At 47.3% G+C, this 17,709-nt stretch carries 11 protein-coding genes; 3 read left to right on the top strand and 8 right to left on the bottom strand.

What is annotated here, in order from left to right; genetic code table 11:
• Window positions 1-510 precede the first annotated feature (510 nt).
• Window positions 511-1,026, bottom strand: coding sequence for a hypothetical protein (locus CES79_RS08560; protein WP_089136909.1), 516 nt, complete (start codon window positions 1,024-1,026; stop codon window positions 511-513).
• A 156-nt stretch (window positions 1,027-1,182) separates the two neighbouring features.
• On the opposite strand from CES79_RS08560, the gene CES79_RS08555 reads away from it, so the two are divergent.
• Window positions 1,183-2,355 carry a thiolase family protein gene (locus CES79_RS08555; RefSeq protein WP_089136908.1) on the top strand — a complete coding sequence of 391 codons (1,173 nt, stop codon included), beginning with the start codon at window positions 1,183-1,185 and terminating at the stop codon, window positions 2,353-2,355.
• A 250-nt stretch (window positions 2,356-2,605) separates the two neighbouring features.
• Here CES79_RS08555 and sfsA read toward each other — a convergent pair whose 3' ends face one another.
• Window positions 2,606-3,328, bottom strand: coding sequence for a DNA/RNA nuclease SfsA (gene sfsA / locus CES79_RS08550; protein WP_089136917.1), 723 nt, complete (start codon window positions 3,326-3,328; stop codon window positions 2,606-2,608).
• Between the two features lie 94 nt (window positions 3,329-3,422).
• Here sfsA and CES79_RS08545 point away from each other — a divergent pair, with 94 nt between their 5' ends.
• Both CES79_RS08545 and CES79_RS08540 read left to right on the top strand, forming a co-directional pair.
• Window positions 3,423-3,947: a GNAT family N-acetyltransferase gene (locus CES79_RS08545; RefSeq protein ID WP_089136907.1), complete on the top strand. Its 525-nt coding sequence runs from the start codon at window positions 3,423-3,425 to the stop codon at window positions 3,945-3,947.
• A gap of 18 nt (window positions 3,948-3,965) precedes the next feature.
• Complete coding sequence (locus tag CES79_RS08540; RefSeq protein WP_054656376.1) at window positions 3,966-4,154, top strand: hypothetical protein; 189 nt, start codon at window positions 3,966-3,968, stop codon at window positions 4,152-4,154.
• Window positions 4,155-4,226: 72 nt separating this feature from the next.
• On the opposite strand, the gene CES79_RS08535 is transcribed toward CES79_RS08540, so the two are convergent.
• The 6 genes from CES79_RS08535 to proB form a co-directional block, all read right to left on the bottom strand.
• On the bottom strand, window positions 4,227-7,313 hold the full coding sequence (locus CES79_RS08535; protein WP_089136906.1) for a YfhO family protein: 3,087 nt from the start codon (window positions 7,311-7,313) through the stop codon (window positions 4,227-4,229).
• A 186-nt stretch (window positions 7,314-7,499) separates the two neighbouring features.
• The gene (gene addA / locus CES79_RS08530) at window positions 7,500-11,192 is read right to left on the bottom strand and encodes a helicase-exonuclease AddAB subunit AddA (RefSeq protein ID WP_089136905.1); all 3,693 of its coding nucleotides are present in this window, start codon (window positions 11,190-11,192) and stop codon (window positions 7,500-7,502) included.
• Window positions 11,179-14,742: a PD-(D/E)XK nuclease family protein gene (locus CES79_RS08525; protein WP_089136904.1), complete on the bottom strand. Its 3,564-nt coding sequence runs from the start codon at window positions 14,740-14,742 to the stop codon at window positions 11,179-11,181. Before CES79_RS08525 ends, addA begins: the two co-directional genes overlap by 14 nt.
• 229 nt (window positions 14,743-14,971) lie before the next feature.
• A complete protein-coding gene (locus CES79_RS08520) occupies window positions 14,972-15,325 on the bottom strand; it encodes a hypothetical protein (protein ID WP_054656380.1) in 354 nt (117 codons plus the stop codon).
• A gap of 78 nt (window positions 15,326-15,403) precedes the next feature.
• Window positions 15,404-16,666: a glutamate-5-semialdehyde dehydrogenase gene (locus tag CES79_RS08515; protein ID WP_089136903.1), complete on the bottom strand. Its 1,263-nt coding sequence runs from the start codon at window positions 16,664-16,666 to the stop codon at window positions 15,404-15,406.
• Complete coding sequence (gene proB / locus CES79_RS08510) at window positions 16,656-17,495, bottom strand: glutamate 5-kinase (RefSeq protein ID WP_089136902.1); 840 nt, start codon at window positions 17,493-17,495, stop codon at window positions 16,656-16,658. Before proB ends, CES79_RS08515 begins: the two co-directional genes overlap by 11 nt.
• Between the last annotated feature and the right edge of the window lie 214 nt (window positions 17,496-17,709).

The raw sequence follows: 17,709 nt of genomic DNA, 5'->3' as shown, positions 1-17,709 counted from the left end.
CGCCAGCGTTCGTCCTGAGCCAGGATCAAACTCTCATTTTATGATTGTTTGTGACTCATTAATATTACTAGCGAAATTGACTTCGCAAATTACATTTGATACCAGCCTAAGCTGATATGCCCTGCACATTTGTGAAACAAAACTTTGTTCAGTTTTCAAAGGTCTACCAAGCTGACTCGCAATGAATCAGCTTTATTATCATACCTCATCGCTTATATGATGTCAACTAAAATTTAAAATTTTATAATTTTGAATTTCAATATCTGTCGCAAGCAACTTAATTAATATAACGCTTCGTAGGAAGTTTGTCAACATGAATTTATAAATTTTTATAATCACGTTTTCTCGCTTCCCTCGCGAAGCAACTTAACTAATATAGCATCTGTGCAAACATGTGTCAACGGAAATTCGAACTTTTAATGATATTCACATTTAGCAGTTGCTAATTTAAATTATAACCGCCGCATACTATCAATCGAAAGCCCGTCGTAATAGCCTTTCTAGTCATTATTACTGATTACCCTTCGTAAACAGTGTTTTACTCTGATCTGGGTGATCATGCATGTATTGCCGGGTAAACGCCGCCACCTGCTTTGAATTATTCACGTCAACATCTGCTTTTTTCATGGCTTTTGTGAGCTGAGAATAAATTTGATCAGCAACCGGATCATATAAATGGATCAATTGACTGCGATTCGTTCGTACCCACTTCGTTAGCGTCACTTGCTGATCAGGTTGAACAACCCCCAGCAAAACCGTCACAGCAGTTGGAATCAACTCAAACAAGCGCTGCTGCTTTTCGTTTTCTTCCAATAACCGTATGAACCGGTTGAAAAATAGATCGGCCAGCATCTGCGGCGTCCATTCATCCGGCTGCTTACCATAACCTTCAACGGCTACCTGGGCAACGAGTGAAGCAATTAAATCAATCTTTCGCTGATCTGCATCACTCATATTGCTGACCAACGGTACCTCAGCAACCTGGTCAAGCCAGTTATCCAACTGTTCTTCAAATTGTGCCATCATGTATGACCTCCCCATTCAGTTTTATCATTATATGAAAGATTCTACTATAATACAAACCTTTAAAATTCCAGTAAACCCAAATCAATCTCAAGACATTTTACCAATTATCATGTATCCTTATCAGACATATATTGAAATTGGAAGAGGAAATTAACCATGAATGAAGTCGTAATTCTAAGTGCAGTTAGAACCCCCATCGGCAAAATGGGCCGGCAATTGGCTAACTATTCAGCCGTTCAGCTTGGTACGCTCACCGCTAAGGCTGCGATTCGTGAAGCACGAATTCAGCCCGATATCATTGATCAAACGATCGTTGGTAACGTATTGCAGGCCGGTTCCGGCCAAAACGTTGCTCGCCAAATCAGCTTAAAGGCTGGCCTACCCGTCACCAGTACCGCTATGACGATCAATCAAGTCTGCGGTTCCGGCATCAAAGCCATCCGTCTAGCACAGTCCGCCATCCTACTGGGTGACGCCAACGTAGTTTTAGTCGGCGGTACTGAAAGTATGTCAAACGTGCCCTACCTGCTGCCAGACATGCGCCGCGGCTCCAAGTACGGCGAACGAAAAATCCTAGACGGGATCGAACACGATGCTTTGCGAGACGCGCTTACCCAGGAACTAATGGGCATGACCGCTGAAAATATTGCGGCTAAATACCACGTTTCACGCGCTGAACAAGATCGTTTTGCGCTGCGCTCCCATCAACGCGCGTTAACTGCCACTGAAGCCGGCTATTTTGAAAACGAAATCGTCCCGGTACCGCTCACCGCCAAAACGGCCAACCAAATGACCCGCGATGAAGCGATTCGACCCGACACTTCAATAGAAGCACTTCGTCATCTAAAACCCGCCTTTAAGACCGATGGCACCGTTACTGCCGGTAACTCAGCCGGTTTAAACGACGGTGCCAGCATGCTGGTTTTAATGTCTAAAACCGCTGCTGAAACGGCCGGCCTAGATTACCTAGCCGTGCTGGATGGCTATCAAGAAGTGGGCATCGATCCTAGTATCATGGGTTACGCCCCCTACTACGCTGTCTCCCAGCTATTACAAAAACAGGGCAAGACCATCACCGATATTGACCGCTACGAATTAAACGAAGCGTTTGCCGCCCAATCCGTGGCCGTCTCACGGGACCTTAAAATTCCTGACGACCGGCTAAACGTTAACGGCGGTGCCATTGCGTTAGGCCATCCAGTGGGTGCTTCTGGTGCCCGGATCATGACCACGCTGGTTCACGACTTGCAACGTGAACACTTAGAATCCGGCCTAGCCGCGATCTGTATCGGCGGCGGCATGGGCATTGCCCTTTCGATCCACCGTTAATTCCCATTTAAATACGCACACCAAGAGTGTGTGACAAAACTCGGTAGATTCCAGAATTTAACTCAAAAAAGCCTGTTCCGGCGAACTTTGTCAGAACAGGCTTTTTTGAGTTAAATGGCCGGAATCTGAGTTTTAGAACACGATTAGACTATATTGAAGTATTGAACAAATGGTCATTTTTTTGCTATTTTCAGTTAAGAAGACAGTTAAAATACTTACCAATATAGACTTATGTCACGGCCTCTTTCCGTTATTTAGCCTCTTCAAAGTGCGCGTGCAGATCAATGGGAACTGGCCGTCTGAGGGTCACCGTATCTGGTGTGACGGCACAATCCAGCGCCACCACGTGCACGCCAGCTTGCTGCGCAGTCTCAATGGCCACAAATAACTGCGGCGCTCGCTGCCGATAAATGGTCATCACGTGGGCGTAATCCAGCTGCACGACAAATAATAGATAGGCCATGGCCCCCTCGCCAATCGCCCGTGTCAGTTCATGAACGTGTTTGACAGCCCGAACAGTGGGCGCATCTGGAAAAGCTGCCACACCGTCATTTTCTAACGTGACCCCTTTAACTTCGATCCAAAGGTCCTGACCCGAAACCGTTTGACCCCAGAAATCCAAGCGTGAATCGTGGTAGACCGTTTCTGGTTTAAAGCGGCTCAGTTCTGGCATCTCCGGTAACTGCAATGTATGCGCCAACTGGGCTTCTTTCACTAACTGGTTGGGCAGCTGACTATCAATATTGATCCAGTGTTGCCCCTGCTTATTCACCGCAACCAGATCGTAAGCCGTTTTCCGGGTTGCCTTGGGCTGATAATTCAAAGCGACCTGCGTTCCTGGCACCAGTAATTCCTTACTCCGGCCGGTATTTTTAACGTGGACCGTCACCAGTTTACCTGCCAGTCGACAATGGGCGATAAACCGGTTCGGCCGCTCAATAAACGTTGCTAATTTAACATCTTCATACTGCACGTGATCACCTTCTGTCATTAATTTTGCACGGGTCCTTTTTAAAATGCAATGAAAGGGGTAAAATTTAGATTAGACTTTTATGAGGAGGCAACTCATGCCAGCTACATACTTAAGACGGGCTACCCAAGCAGACCTACCCGCAATCACAGCAATCATTGATAACGCTAAGGCCTACTTAAAGAAACAGAACATCGATCAGTGGCAGGATGGCTATCCTGATCCAGCAACACTCAAACAAGATATCAAGGATGGTATCACCTTTGTTTTGATCTTTGATGGCGCCATTGCTGGTACTGCTGCTTTGCACCAGGGAATTGATATCAACTATCTCAAGATCGATGACGGTGACTGGATCACAGGGATCGATGCCCGTTACACGGCTATTCACCGAATCGCCGTTGCCAGCAACTTCCGGGGTCAGCACCTATCAGAAAAACTGATGAGCGGCCTGATCTCGATCTCTAATGTGCTGGGCTTCCAGGATGTTCGGATCGACACTCACCCCGATAATAAGGGCATGCGCCACGTCATCACTCAGTGCGGTTTCGACTATCGTGGTAAAGTCTATATGCAGCGCGATCATGCGCTACGTTATGCTTACGAGTTAGTGATCAAGTAGTCAGTGAGGTGAGGTTTTATGACCATTGCAGATACGGCAGTGCAGATTAAATTGATGATTCTTTTCGCGGTTGGATTGATTGCATTGCTGAGTGTGATTATCGTTAGCATCCGTCATGACCACCGCATTGCGTTAACATCAACACTGCCACTAATAATTGTGTCAATCTTCATGCTGATCGTCTTGATCAGTTTACTGTTACTTTAAAGAGAACACTAAAAAGGCTTGAGGATTCAACGTTAATCGTTGAAACTTCAAGCCTTTTTAGATTGTAATCCATTAATGCCGTGCGTTCAGTGGCTGCTTAATCAATAACCAGCGCCACACTTCCCAGATAACGCCCAGTACAAACAGTACTAGTCCGATAACTGACAGATAGCGTCCGGCTGTTAGTCCAGGTGTTTGATACGTTAACCGAATCTGATGGCGACCAGCCGGAATCTTCGCGCCAACAAATCCCGTATTCACCTTTTGGGTCGGCGTCTGATTACCGTCCACGGCTAAGTGCCAGCCCTTGGTGTAAGGAATCGAAGTTGTCAGAACACTCGCCTGCGCCTGGTTAGTACTCCCAGAAACCCGGTTATTAGTGACTTTCAACTGTTTAAGGCCCCGTTTTTGAATCTGAGTCGTTTTTTGACGGTAGTGCTGCCCAAATGGGACTGCAATCACCCGCACGTGTTTAAAGCTCATCTGTTGCGCTTTATAAAACGAGACATTGATCGTCTTTCGAGGCTTCTTAGAATAACCCAAGTTGATCAATGCTTGAGTTTTAGGTTCATAGTCAGACATATTATCGATCCCTAACTGCTGAATGGGCGTGATTTTATGATGTGACTCAACCTGCAGAATAAACGAATTAAAGTATTGGTTATTCGTGAGATCTCGTAAATAGTTCAACTTATCGCCATGTGAAAACGGCACGTTGCTCATTAACGAGCGCTGCGCAACGAAATTCAGGCGATCATTCAGTGACGGAAACTGCGCTTTGATGCCATCGAACTCAATGTAAAGCTCACTGTTCTTATACGCTGAAGGATGCTTCAACGTAATCTGATAGTTGGCATTTTGACCCAGAGAATCGCTGGCCATTTCTTTTAAGCCATGGCGATTAGCGTCATTATTCGCGTTGACCATTGATTGATTTTGCTCGAGTAAATTGCTGACAGCTTGACTAGGAACCTTCTGCTTAAGAACCATCTGATCTTTTTCCAGTCGTTTTGCCGTTAGGTCTTTTGACTCAACCGGCTCTAAAACGGACTGGCTGGTCCGATGGTGAGCCTGATAGTCGAAGAGCTGCTTCTCCGTTGTGATCGGCTGATAATTCATTTTAACTGAATAGGGCACAATTTTACCGGCCTTTTGAGCATTGACCGTCTTGACCCCTTTAACTGGATGACTAGTCAGCGTCCCGTCTAACATGGCCTGTTCCTTATCGTTAGCAGATAATCGCTGGTAAGCCGGCCGATTCAATTGCTGGGTCTGCGTGTAGGCTAACGGCAAAGCATACCGATTACGATACAGCGCAGTTCCAGACTTATTGTCTAAGCTATAAACCGGCTGATTTTGGAACACGATCGGCTGTTTATGCTTATTTTTCATGATCTTGAACCCGTAAGGTACCTTTGACTTACCGATTTCACTTTGTTTCGCAAACAGGTATTTGACGTTCAATAACGATGACATCGTGGTTCGATTATCAACGTTACTGGTTGGGTTATTCATGGTATTTTCACTGTTTTGCAGGTCCTTATTAAAGGCGTTGACGGCCCCATTTTGAACGGAAAAATACGACCCGATTGGATGTGTCCCCAGCAGCATGGGAATGTTATTCCCCACTGTCCGCGACGTGTAATAATCTGAAGTTTCAGCCGTCCGGTAAAACGATTGGTCATGCCGGTTTAAATAACGGTCCGCAAAATCATAGTAGGCTTTGATCCAGTGGTCAGCCACGCCCCGACTTAATTCGCCGATCTGCAGCCGGTCGTTATAGCTGCTGCTATAAAAACCTAATCCTAAACTAGTGACGTTAACGATCACTAGTATCAGCAGTGTCAGCCTGACCTGAATGCCCTTAAAGCCCGCAATTAAACCGTATGCAATGGCCAGTAGCAGCACCAAATAAATGCCGTACGTGACCCCTTGATGCGCTGGTAGGTTGAACCCAAACCCGTTACCGATCCAAACCAGGGCCAAGAACAATAACGTGCCCCCAAGAAACCATTTAAAATCGGCTAGTACCAGTTCAGAAATGTGATCCACAAAGATACCGGCCGCCAGAGCAAATACTAACTGTGACAGCAACAGCCAACGGTTGGACGGTGTACTCATAACGTTCATCGCCGCCGCAAATTGCGGGAACAAAACGGCTACGAAGGTTAGTATCAGCGTCACGTTCAACATTAAGAATCTTTTGAAGTGACGTAACGTCCACATCATGGCCAGTAAGGCTAAGCCGCTGGTTCCCATCACTGCCCAGTAATACCGGCCGCTGCTGCTAGAATCTAATAGCGCTCCCGGTAATTTGAGGTAATAAATTGCGGGGTAGAGTTTCAGCCCATTCGCAAAATTGGTCGCACCAGACCTTGACGAATTCAGCATGGAATCAATGTTTGGTAACATCACCATGGCTGAAATCAGCAACGCCATCACCACTGTCAGCATAAAGTAACCAAATGACTTGGGCAGTGACCGAGCTAATTCATCCTTTCGTTTCAAATCAATGTAGCGAATAATCGCAAAGATCAACGATCCGATCCCCAGCAAGTAGGCAAAGTAAACGTTACTGATCAAAGTCACTGCTGTAATCGCTACCAGCCACAGAAACGATTGGCCATGGTAAATTTTATCGACCGCCGTACACAGCAGCGGGAAGAAAATCAACGGTAGCAGGAAAAAGGGATGGTGAAAAGAAACGTAGAACGAAAAACTCGTAAACGTATAGATCAACGTGGCAATTAAACTGCCGCTGCGCTTTAATTTCATCTGTTTAGCAAACACTAAGAATGCTAGCCCCACGGCATATAACCGCACGAACGTAAGCAGCTGATAACCCAGTTGAATCTGGTCAGCCGGGAACAAAGCGATCAAGTAGCTGAACGGGTCACCAACAACGTAGTAGGCGAAGGTCGTCATCTGATCGGCACCAAGGCCCAGATTCCACGACCAGCCAAATAATGATTGGTGATCCGTCCCCCGCAGGATCCGATAAAATTGTTCGAGGATCGGGTAGTGCTGAGAAATCCCGTCCATTTTCCAGATCGTCGTCTGACCTAAAAGACGCAACGAGCCAAAAGAACAGCACACAACTAAAGCAAATATAACCGTATAAACCAGCCATACCGGAATTCTTTCATAAATTTTTTTCAAAACGATTCTCTCCAGTTTTTTGATTGATTAATAATTCCTATTATGCCATGCCCATGGCGGTAGAAACAAACTCAACTGGCATAATCACTGGATTACAAGCCCTTTTTCACTTGCTAAAAAGCGTTATTATCGCCATTTTTTAAGAAAAATTAAGTTTTTATATCAAATCGATTAAAACTGCAAAAATCAGACTTGAACTAACTGATCGATTGACAAGAGGTAGAGATACTGATTGCGGACGGGCTTTTGCAGCATCTTCTCCAGCGCTAACGCGTATAAGCGCAGCTGGCCTTCATAGCGGTGCTTCACTTTTTCGATCCCCGCCTCCGTTGGCTGCAAATAATCGGTCTTGTAATCAAACAGCGTAATGCCATCCTCGGTAACAAAGTACCCGTCAATGATCCCGTGAATCAAGATTTTAGCGTCCGCGTCATCGACAGTCGTAAAGGCATCCTTAGCTGGCAATAACAGGGAAAATGGCGTTTCGCGTTTGAGGCTGTCTTGATGCTGCAGAATCGTCTGCCCAAATTCACTCTTAAAGAAGTTGACGACTTGATCTTGTTTGATCCGCTCGGCCACTGCTGGCTGCATCACCTTTTGGTCAACTAACCGGTCAATGACCGCCTGAACGGTCTTCAGATCGATTGGCTGTGCCAGATCAATTTCCTGGAAGATCAAATGAGTGGCCGTCCCAATTTCAGCTGATGTGGGTGCGTTAATCGTCTGCATAAAGTCTGGCTGTGCCAGATCATGGGTCACAAACCGGTTACCGCCCTGCGCCGTCTGCCAATTGGGCTGAAAGTCCCCCAGCTGCTTAAGATCCGGATCTTCAAACAAGCGTTTAATTTCGGAAACGGACTGGTAGGCCGTTGTCTGGGTTTCGGCTTGATGCTGATAGCGAAAGGCCATCAGCTGATCGATTTCATCGACGTTGACATCGGTATAGTCGGCGGACTTGACCTGCTTCTTCAAGTCCTGTAGCCAGATTTTACCCGTCGTCGGTTTCGACCTTGGCCCCATGTTAACGAGATCATCGGCCGAATAAAAGTGGAGTTCAAACTGCGTCTCATCATCCTTTAAATCTGGCAGCACCTTTTTTTCTGGGTTCAGTTCAAACTGCGGGTGCCGCATCAAAGCTAAGCCGATCCAGTCCAAAAAGTTCTGGGTCTTCTCCCGTAGATTGGGATTTAACACCAGTGAGTCATCGTGATTTGCGGCGCTCCAGCCCTTGATCAGATTGTCTTGGCCCTTGCAGGCACCAACGATGTAAAGCCGCTGTTCAGCCCGGGTCAGCGCCACGTATAATTTACGCATTTCTTCAGCCAGAGCCTCTTTACGGGTCGCCGCTTGAATCACTAGCTTTGGCAAGGTGGGGGCTGCCACCCGCTTTTCTGGATCAAAGTAGTCGATCCCGATACCTAACTGATTGTTAAGCACCGCGTGGTCAGTCAGGTCTTGCATATTGAACTTCTTTGACGCGTTCAATAAGAAGACCACTGGAAATTCCAGTCCCTTGCTGCCATGAATCGTCATCACTTGCACGGCATTTTCCGTTGCTCTGGTCTTCGCTTCTGCCAGATCGTGGTCGTTACGCTGCATCCGTTCAATAAACCTAACGAACTGAAACAGGCCCTTAAACCCGTTTTGCTCGTAGTCGGCCGCCCGTTCATACAGTGCGTGCAGGTTAGCCTGCCGCTGCGGGCCCGCTGGCATTCCCGCGACATAGTCCAGAAAACCAGTCGTTTGATAGATCTGCCAAATCAACGTGGCTAGCTGTTTTTGCCGCGCAGTGGTTTGAAATTGCTGCAGCTGTTCCAAGAATTTCTGAATCTTAGGGTAGAGTTCATCCGCGTAATGATTGCCCGCATACTCATCTTGGTAGCCCTGATAAAAGTGCAGCAGCGCGGAATAGTAATCGTCGGACTTATCGTTGATCCGTAAATAAGCCAATTCATTTTCGTTCAAACCCACGATTGGCGACCGTAGTACCGCCGCTAACGGAATGTCTTGATAGGGATTATCAATGATCTGCAGCATCGACATCATGATCTGAACTTCGGTGGTTTTAAAGTAGCTTTGCGCATCGTTGATCTGTACCGGAATATCCGCTCGACCAAACTGATCTTGAATTTCCAAATTATTCTTTTTGGTTGACGAAATAATAGCAATATCTTCGTACTTCAGTGGCCGCAGCTGCTGTTCTGAACGGTCCCAGATCTGCGTTTCTTTAGCTAATAATTCACGAATCTGCTGGGCAATCAGGGTCACTTGACCGGCGTCACCATCTGGCGCGTCATCCGCTCCAGCGTCACTCGGCGCCTCAGTATCATAGATCATTAAGAATGCGACGTTGGGTAAGGTATCCGGATAGTTAGCGCCGTAAACGAGCTTAGCTGAGCCCGCATATTTGATCTGACCTAACTGCTCGTCCATGATCTGGGTGAAGATCAGGTTGGTAAACGCATCAACGTTTTTCATTGAGCGGAAGTTTTCCGCCAGCGTAATTTCCTTACCGGCATCAGGATCTGCTTGATACCGGTTGAATTTATCAATAAATAACTTGGGCTCCGCCAGTCTGAAACGGTAAATGGACTGCTTGATGTCCCCCACCATAAATAAATTACCGGGGTGCTCATGGGCTAACGTGGTCACAATGGCTTCTTGCAGTTCATTGGTATCTTGATATTCATCCACCATAATTTCGTGGTAGTCCTTGGATAATTGTTCCCGGACCGCGATGGCTTCAGGGGCTGGAGCCTGCAAGATCTGCAGGGCAAAGTGTTCAATATCGCTGAACTCCCAGACGTGCCGGCGCCGTTTTTCGGCATCGTAAGCCGTGGCAAATTGCTGCACCACGGCTGCCAGTTCTGCAACGATCCCACGGCTGTTATTCATGGCTTCAGCCGTCGCTTCTTCTGGTAACGGCATTAATTTAGCAGCTGTTTCCAGTGCCTTCTTGGCATTGTCGCGGTGTGCGACAAACGTGCCTTTAATGTCTTGATAGTCATCATACTCAGCCGATTTTTTACCAATACTTGGCAGCCGGCCCCAAGGAAATTCATTGAGACCTTGTCTTAATCCGTCCCACGATAATTCGTCCATGTGAAATTCGGATAAGGACACCAGCAAGTCATCCATGTAAGCGACGGCCTTGTCAATGTTGACTCCATCTGCCAGTTCGCGGCCCTGCTGTAATTCCTGCTTCGCGGTATCCAGTTGCTGCGAGATCAGCGGCAGTACCTGCTGTTGCACGATCGAACTGGCCATCAATGGACCGTCCACCCGATACGGTGCCGCTAAAGTCTTCAGCCAAGCACTGGGATCCGGCTTCGCACCCATGAACGAAAAGACCTGCATCACTTGATCGGTCAACCCATCATCGGAACGGTCATTAGAAAAATTCGTGACCAGTTGTTTGAACGCGCCGTCGTCATCATTTTGGTACAGCTGCTCACGCACGTCGTTCCAAACCTCGTCTTTTAGCAGATCACTTTCGGATTGATCGCCCAGGATCCGAAAGACCGGATCCAGATCGATCAAATAGTAATAACGCTCGACGATTTTTTGGCAAAAAGCGTCCAGTGTACTGATGTCAGCTACCGGTAAGACTGCTAATTGACGGGATAAATACCGCTGCTCCGAAGCATCCGCCACACTGATCTGCTGGCGCAGCGCCGTTTCGATCCGGTCCTTCATTTCGGCTGCCGCCGCGCGGGTAAAGGTCACGATCAGGAGGTTTTCCAGACTTTCATGCGCCAAGATCATGTTGATCACCCGGTCTACTAACACCCGCGTTTTTCCAGAACCAGCGGAAGCCGAAACCAGCAGATTAGTCTGGTGGGTATCTAAAACTTGTTGTTGACTCTTAGTGTAATTCACGCCGTTTAACCTCCGTTTCGATTTGCGCCATAATATCGGCTGCTTTGGACGCCGCGGTCTGTATCCGGTAACTGTTTTCCGGCAGCATCGGATCAAACTGCATGATCGCCGTGTACGGTGAATTCGTCATGGCCGTCATCCCACTAGCCGGTTTATACGGATTCAATTCAACTTCACCGTCAAAAATAGCATTGCCGGCATCCGTGATCTTCATTTCCGTGTACTTCAATAAACTCTTTAACTGATCCATCGTAATAATGGAATTAGATTTAGCCGTTGATCCATCCTTCCGAAACTTAAACGGAAAGACCTTCGCCGCTTCACTCACGTCTAGTTCAGGTTCTAGTCCGTGGAGCATTTCATCATCGGCTACCAGTACCCCTTCATAGCGTTCTTTAGCTAATAAAGCACTGGCAATATCCGTCTTAATATCACTGGGCCGCAACCGCGGATTTTGCAAATGCAGGTATAGTGCGCCCGCCAACTGTGCGTCTTCGTCATCGGCTACTAGACCCATATTCTGCTGCACTACATCCAGATACGTCATCATCTGCATGGCAATGCCTTCGTAGATATCGTTAAACTTAACCGTATGTTCACTGGATTTGTAGTCAACAATGCCGATGTACTCGTTCGTCGGTAATTTCAGCGTATCGATGCGGTCAATTTTACCCCGAACCCGAATCTGCTTTTCCTTTGGCAGATCAAAGACCAGTGGCGGTAACCCGTTCTCCGCACCAATGTGGCCAAACAGGACTTCGGTCTTGCGGGCCCGCATCGGTGTGTACTGACTCTGTTTGTGAAAGGTCGCCGCCATTTGCCGAACGACTCCAATCAGCTGCTGCTTGATAAAGGTCATCCGCTGACTGGAATTTAAAATCGCGTATTGCAGGTTCTTCGGGTCGTTTAAAATTTTACTCGTGATCTCTGTGATCAGTTCGTTCAGCTGCTTCTCATCTAAAGTGGCTAGGTCGAGTTTTTCCGCGTTGACCCGTTTCATTAACTGATCCATGGCAGCGTGGAAGAACTCGCCAGTATTAGCTGGTGACAGTTCAAATTCATCCCGTTCACGCAGCTTTAACCCGTACTTGAGAAAGTACGCGTACTGGTTGCGATAAAATTCCTCCAACTTAGAAATCGAGCTGTTGATCGTGTTGCCGTACAGTCCGGTGACGATTTCAGCATCGAGCTGTGCAGGAACGTTGCGGTAGGAAATACTGCCCAGTAACTTTTCCGTTAACGCTTTCGTATTCCCTTGATCAAGGACTTGATAAACGTACTGCCACGCGGTACTCAAGTCGACGTTTCGATCACGAGAATCATTGCTGGCCTGAATTAAGTGCCGCAGCGTTGCCCGCTTAGCGCCCAGATACGGTTTCAGGTCCTGCTGATCAGCTTGCGGCATCGCCGTATGGCTGATTATGGGTAAGTTAAAATGTTTTTGAATCCGTGCTAAGTAAGGGCTAATCTGGTTTTGCGCGTCATCGCCGGCATTGATGGGATAGGTGAAAATCAAGCGCTCACTGGGTGTCATAAAGGCCAGATAGTTGATATAGGGCTCACCCTGCAACGTCATGATGCCATCATCGTTTAGATACTCGCCTTCTGGCAGCGTTAGTTTTTGGCGGTCCTGATCGTTCAGTAAATGCGTGGGCAACGTGGTGTCTGGCATCGTGGTATCAATTGACCCAATCATAAATGTGATCTTCCGGTTATTCATTTGAATAATGCCGCTTTCAGAAATCATCACCTGATCAAGTGTCGAAGGAATCTGCGAATAGTCAGCCCCCTCAAACCCGGCCTGCAGCAACGCTAAGAAATCCTGGGACTGAAATAGCCGATCCCCTAAAATCGTGACGTATTCATCCAGCAGGTCACAAAACGTTTGCCAGACCTGTTCTGGCTGTCCCGCTTGCACCAGGTCCCCAGCGTCAATGGCTTGATCACGCCAAGCCATTAACCGATCCACGACCCCGTTTTCAGTCATAAAGTTCACCAGTAAGGTCGCTGCTTCCCGGCCGTTTTTAACTTGATCTAATTTTTTATAGAACGGTACCAATGTGTCTCTGACAAACCGGCGAATGCCGTTGATCTGCTCGGAGGTCGCTTGATCCGCACTGGTGACGGTTCCCAGATCATCACTGTGCAGCCGGGCGTACGGCCAGTCTTCTTTTTGCAGCCATCGAGAGCCTTGATAGCCCATCTTTAAGACCCAGTTTTCCGTCTTAAACAGCGCGTCACGAAACGTGTCGATGTTCATCTCGTGATCATCAGCGGTTTTCGGGACTAACAGTTCGGTCTTCAGTAGCCGCATAATATCCGCGTACTGGAAGTGCTTGCGCTTAATTTCAAACAGCGCATTGATCAATTCCACCAAGGGATGGTCGGCCATTGACTGCTGAACGTCGCTAAAGTAAGGGATCTCCTGGGCGTTCATAATCGGCGCTAAAATAGTGGCATATTGATCCAAATGGCGGGTCAAGATTAGAAAGTCCCGGTACCGGTAGCCCTTTTCAGCGACTAACTGCCGGATCATGGTGGCTACCCGGGCCACTTCAGCATACCGGTTATCGGCTTGAATGATCTGAATGTGATCAGCCTGTTGTAAATCTTCAGTCTGCGTTGCCGTAACCCCTGTCGCCGTTGACTGCCAGTAAGTTTCCAGCTGCTGCAGTTCAGGAGTCGTCCGAGTCGTGGTGGCTTTAATATCGCGCAACACCGGTACTGACAGTGCCCGTGCCGTCTGGTAAAGCCGCATATAGGTCCGCGACGGTTGAAAGAACAAACTCTGCTCGTTAATGGCATCAGCCGTTGGTGTCCCTTGATCCAAGATCAGCGCAACTTTAACTTCCGCTGCTTGGCTCATCAGCGTCGTTAACAGCTTCATTTCCTGCGCCGAGAACTGGGTCTGAGAGAAACCATCAAAGTAAAAGTGCGCGTGACTGAGATCTACTTTTTCCAAGTAAGTGCTCAGTTGATTCAGTAAATCGGTGTTGGCCACGTACTTATTGGTCATCGCCTGTTCAAAACTGTCGTAGATCAAGACGAGATCGTGTAATTTGGCATCGAGATCCGCGCTGGTCCCGGTCAGTTTTTTTGCGACTTGGTCGAGGTCTAAAACACTGACCTGACCGGTTTTTAACTCCAATATTTGGCGGGTCAGTAAACTAATGAACCCCGGCCGGTCTGCTTCACCAGCAAATAAGCGCAGTTCATCTTGATGGTCTAAAATGGCTTGATAAACCAGCATGTTCATCCCGGCTTGAGAAATTCGCGGCAGCTGATAAGCCGGAGCGTTCTTCATAAAAAACCAGGCTAGGCGGGTCAGTGAAAGCACCTGCACGCCGGATTGCGCGTACGCCCCATTTTCCACACCGGCCAACTGAGCTAACCTAGTCAGCACCTGAACTTCAGATTCGAATTTAATGTGGTTTGGCACTAAGTAATAGAATTGATCATCAGGGTGTACCTGCTGCGCCTTAGCCAGTTCTGCTAAGAGGCTTGCCTGATGGTCAACGCTGGCTTTTCCAATCACAAATTGCAACGTCATTGTCGTCGTTCCTTTCTATCTATCACGCTATCATCCATGAAACTATCGCTTTGGGTATGCTCGAATTTTGCTGATTTTATCATAGCATATTTGAACGTCTGTTCGTGCTAACTGCTAGTGTTTAATCAAAATGTTTCATGTGAAACTTTTTGGCTATTGCTAAGTGCTGATAATGGCATAAAATAAGGGCTTCAACAGTCTCTAGCTAACTAACTGTTGAAGTCCTTTTTCATGATTCTTGATTAAGTTTAATTCGATTTTCTTTTAAAACGGCATTGGTATAGTGTTCTAGATCAGCCAACGTTTCCGGATCATCATTTTGATTAGCAGCTTTGCTTTCCGCAATTGCCCACTTCGCCAAATTATCCGTAATGGGTACGATATCTTGCAGAATATGCATTTTGGCTTGGTCAACGTGTGCTTTTCGAATTTCTTTAAAGCTGTCGTAATCAGTGATCAGCCGCAAATTATCACCGCTATCTAATTCAGTGGACTCAAAAATAATAAAATGCGATTTTTGATTCGCCTCATCCATTTGCGATTTCAGCATCGCCAATTGTTCAGGATTAGTTTTAATCGCCACAGCACGTCACCTCTTTACACTCATTTTAACAAACATTTGCCTAGTAAACACGGTGTAAAGCAGAACTTAAGACTTTTACTACTGGCGAACCTGGCCGTTGCCGTAAATGATGTACTTGGTCGACGTTAATTCGTGCAGCCCCATTGGTCCGCGGGCGTGCAATTTTTGCGTACTGATCCCAATTTCGGCACCAAATCCAAATTCAAACCCATCGGTGAACCGGGTTGACGCATTGATATACACGCAGGCCGCGTCGATCTGCTGCAAAAATTTTTGCCCGTTTTGATAATTATCCGTGATGATGGCTTCGGAGTGCTTCGTATTGTGGGCGTTAATATGTGCGATGGCTTCGTCTTCTGAATCGACGACTTTCACCGCCATGATAAGGTCGTTATACTCTGTATCCCAGTCAGCAGCCGTTGCCGGCACCATACTTGGGACGATCGCGCAGGCGCGTTCGTCACCGCGTAATTGCACCCCTTGGTCGGCTAACGCAGCCGCGATCACTGGCAGATACTTGTCAGCAACGGCGCTGTGGATCACCAGTTTTTCCGCTGAGTTGCAGACGGAGGGCCGCTGTACCTTAGCGTTGACCGTAATATCAACCGCCATTTGTAATTCGGCATATTGATCCACGTAGATATGACAGTTACCGGCACCGGTTTCGATGACTGGTACTTTAGCCGTGGCCACGACCCGTTGAATCAGGCCACGGCCACCACGGGGAATCAGCACATCGAGGTAACCAGTCAGTGCCATCATTTCGTTAGCAGTTTCGTGGGAGGTATCGTGCACTAATTGAACCGCATTTTCGTCCACACCGAGCTGTTTTAACGCCCCACGGAGCACGTCACTAATGGCAATGTTAGTCTGAATGGCTTCCTTGCCACCCCGGAGCATGATGGCGTTACCACTTTTATAGCTTAAAGCAGAAGCATCCGCCGTGACGTTTGGCCGGGCTTCAAAAATAATCCCGATAACGCCTAGCGGTACGCGCTGCTTGCCAATCATTAAGCCGGCTTCATTCTTCCACATTTTGTCCACGCTGCCGATGGGATCTGGCAGTTGCGCCACTTGCCGCATCCCTGCCGCCATAGCATTGATCCGGTCAGCCGTCAGGGTCAGCCGGTCCACAAAACTGGCTTTCAGGTCAGTAGCATTCGCTAGATCCTGTTGATTAGCCGCTAAAATCGTGTCTGTATGCGCCACTAGCGCATCCGCCATTGCCGTTAAACCAACGTTACGCTGCTGATTCGACAATTGGGCTAACTGGGTCTCCGCTTGACGGGCCAGCTGCCCCATTTGTTCTAATTGAGTGAGTTTACTTGTCTCATTTGCCATTTTGCACCACTCCTTTTTCTTCAGGGGTAAACCAAGTTCCAAGTGGTTTACCAGCTAAAATATCCAAAATGATGGCGGGATCTTTACCGCTGGCTAATATCATTTGTGAATCATGTTCCAGCATGATCTTCGCCGCCGTTAATTTCGTCACCATGCCGCCAGTCCCGTAACGGCTGCCTTTACCGCCAGCCACCGCATAGGTTTCATCGTCAATATGATGAATCGTTGGAATCAGCTGCGCATCATCATGCTTCAAGGGATTTTGATCATAAAAGCCCTCAATGTCAGAGAGCATGATCAGCAGGTCCGCATCCACGTGGGTGGCCACGATGGCTGACAACTGATCGTTATCACCAAATTTAGTCCGGTGATCCATTTCATCTACGGCGATCGAGTCATTTTCATTTACGATAGGAACCACGTGGCGCGCCAGTAATTTATCAAAGGTATCCATAACGTGTTGATTGCTGGCCGGAAAATCGAACACATCGTGAGTTAATAACAGCTGCCCAATGGTCTGATTATAATGCGCAAACCGCTGATTAAACATCGTGATCAGCTTGCTTTGGCCAATTGAAGCCAGTGCCTGCTGTTCGCTGATCTCCTTGGGTCGCTCCTTCAGCCGCAGGGCATTTAAGCCAACACCAATCGCCCCAGATGACACTAAGATCACTTCTCTACCCTGCTCGCAAAGCGTACTGAGCACGAACGCCAATTGATCGATGACGCGTAAATTCAATCCGCCGCTGGGGTAAACCAAGCTACTCGTCCCAACTTTAACGACTAACCGTTTAACCTTCATATTCCGTTTGCTGAGTTGCGTTCCCATAACTATCCCGTCTTTCCGTTCCAAGTATTTTCTCATTTAAAACACACGCTATATATTATCCATCATTATTGCTTATTTTTCAGGTTTTGACAACCAATAACGCCGGCTTTCTCTCATTAGTGAAATGAAAACCGTATGAGATAAGCAACCATTTAAATTAAAAAATTCTCATTTTGTTCTTGACTTTTAATTTAAAATGATTAATATTATCCAC

It is taken from the genome of Secundilactobacillus silagei JCM 19001, assembly GCF_002217945.1.
In the GTDB taxonomy this organism is placed as follows: Bacteria; Bacillota; Bacilli; order Lactobacillales; family Lactobacillaceae; genus Secundilactobacillus; species Secundilactobacillus silagei.
Note: the sequence above shows the minus strand (reverse complement) of the source record. Positions and strands in the feature narration are given on the sequence as shown.

What these genes read in the sequence shown, in the direction of transcription:
- CES79_RS08560 (WP_089136909.1), bottom strand. Translation starts at nt 1,026, where the DNA reads ATGATGGCACAATTTGAAGAACAGTTGGATAACTGGCTTGACCAGGTT.
- CES79_RS08555 (WP_089136908.1), top strand. Translation starts at nt 1,183, where the DNA reads ATGAATGAAGTCGTAATTCTAAGTGCAGTTAGAACCCCCATCGGCAAA.
- CES79_RS08545 (WP_089136907.1), top strand. Translation starts at nt 3,423, where the DNA reads ATGCCAGCTACATACTTAAGACGGGCTACCCAAGCAGACCTACCCGCA.
- CES79_RS08540 (WP_054656376.1), top strand. Translation starts at nt 3,966, where the DNA reads ATGACCATTGCAGATACGGCAGTGCAGATTAAATTGATGATTCTTTTC.
- CES79_RS08525 (WP_089136904.1), bottom strand. Translation starts at nt 14,742, where the DNA reads ATGACGTTGCAATTTGTGATTGGAAAAGCCAGCGTTGACCATCAGGCA.
- CES79_RS08515 (WP_089136903.1), bottom strand. Translation starts at nt 16,666, where the DNA reads ATGGCAAATGAGACAAGTAAACTCACTCAATTAGAACAAATGGGGCAG.
- proB (WP_089136902.1), bottom strand. Translation starts at nt 17,495, where the DNA reads ATGGGAACGCAACTCAGCAAACGGAATATGAAGGTTAAACGGTTAGTC.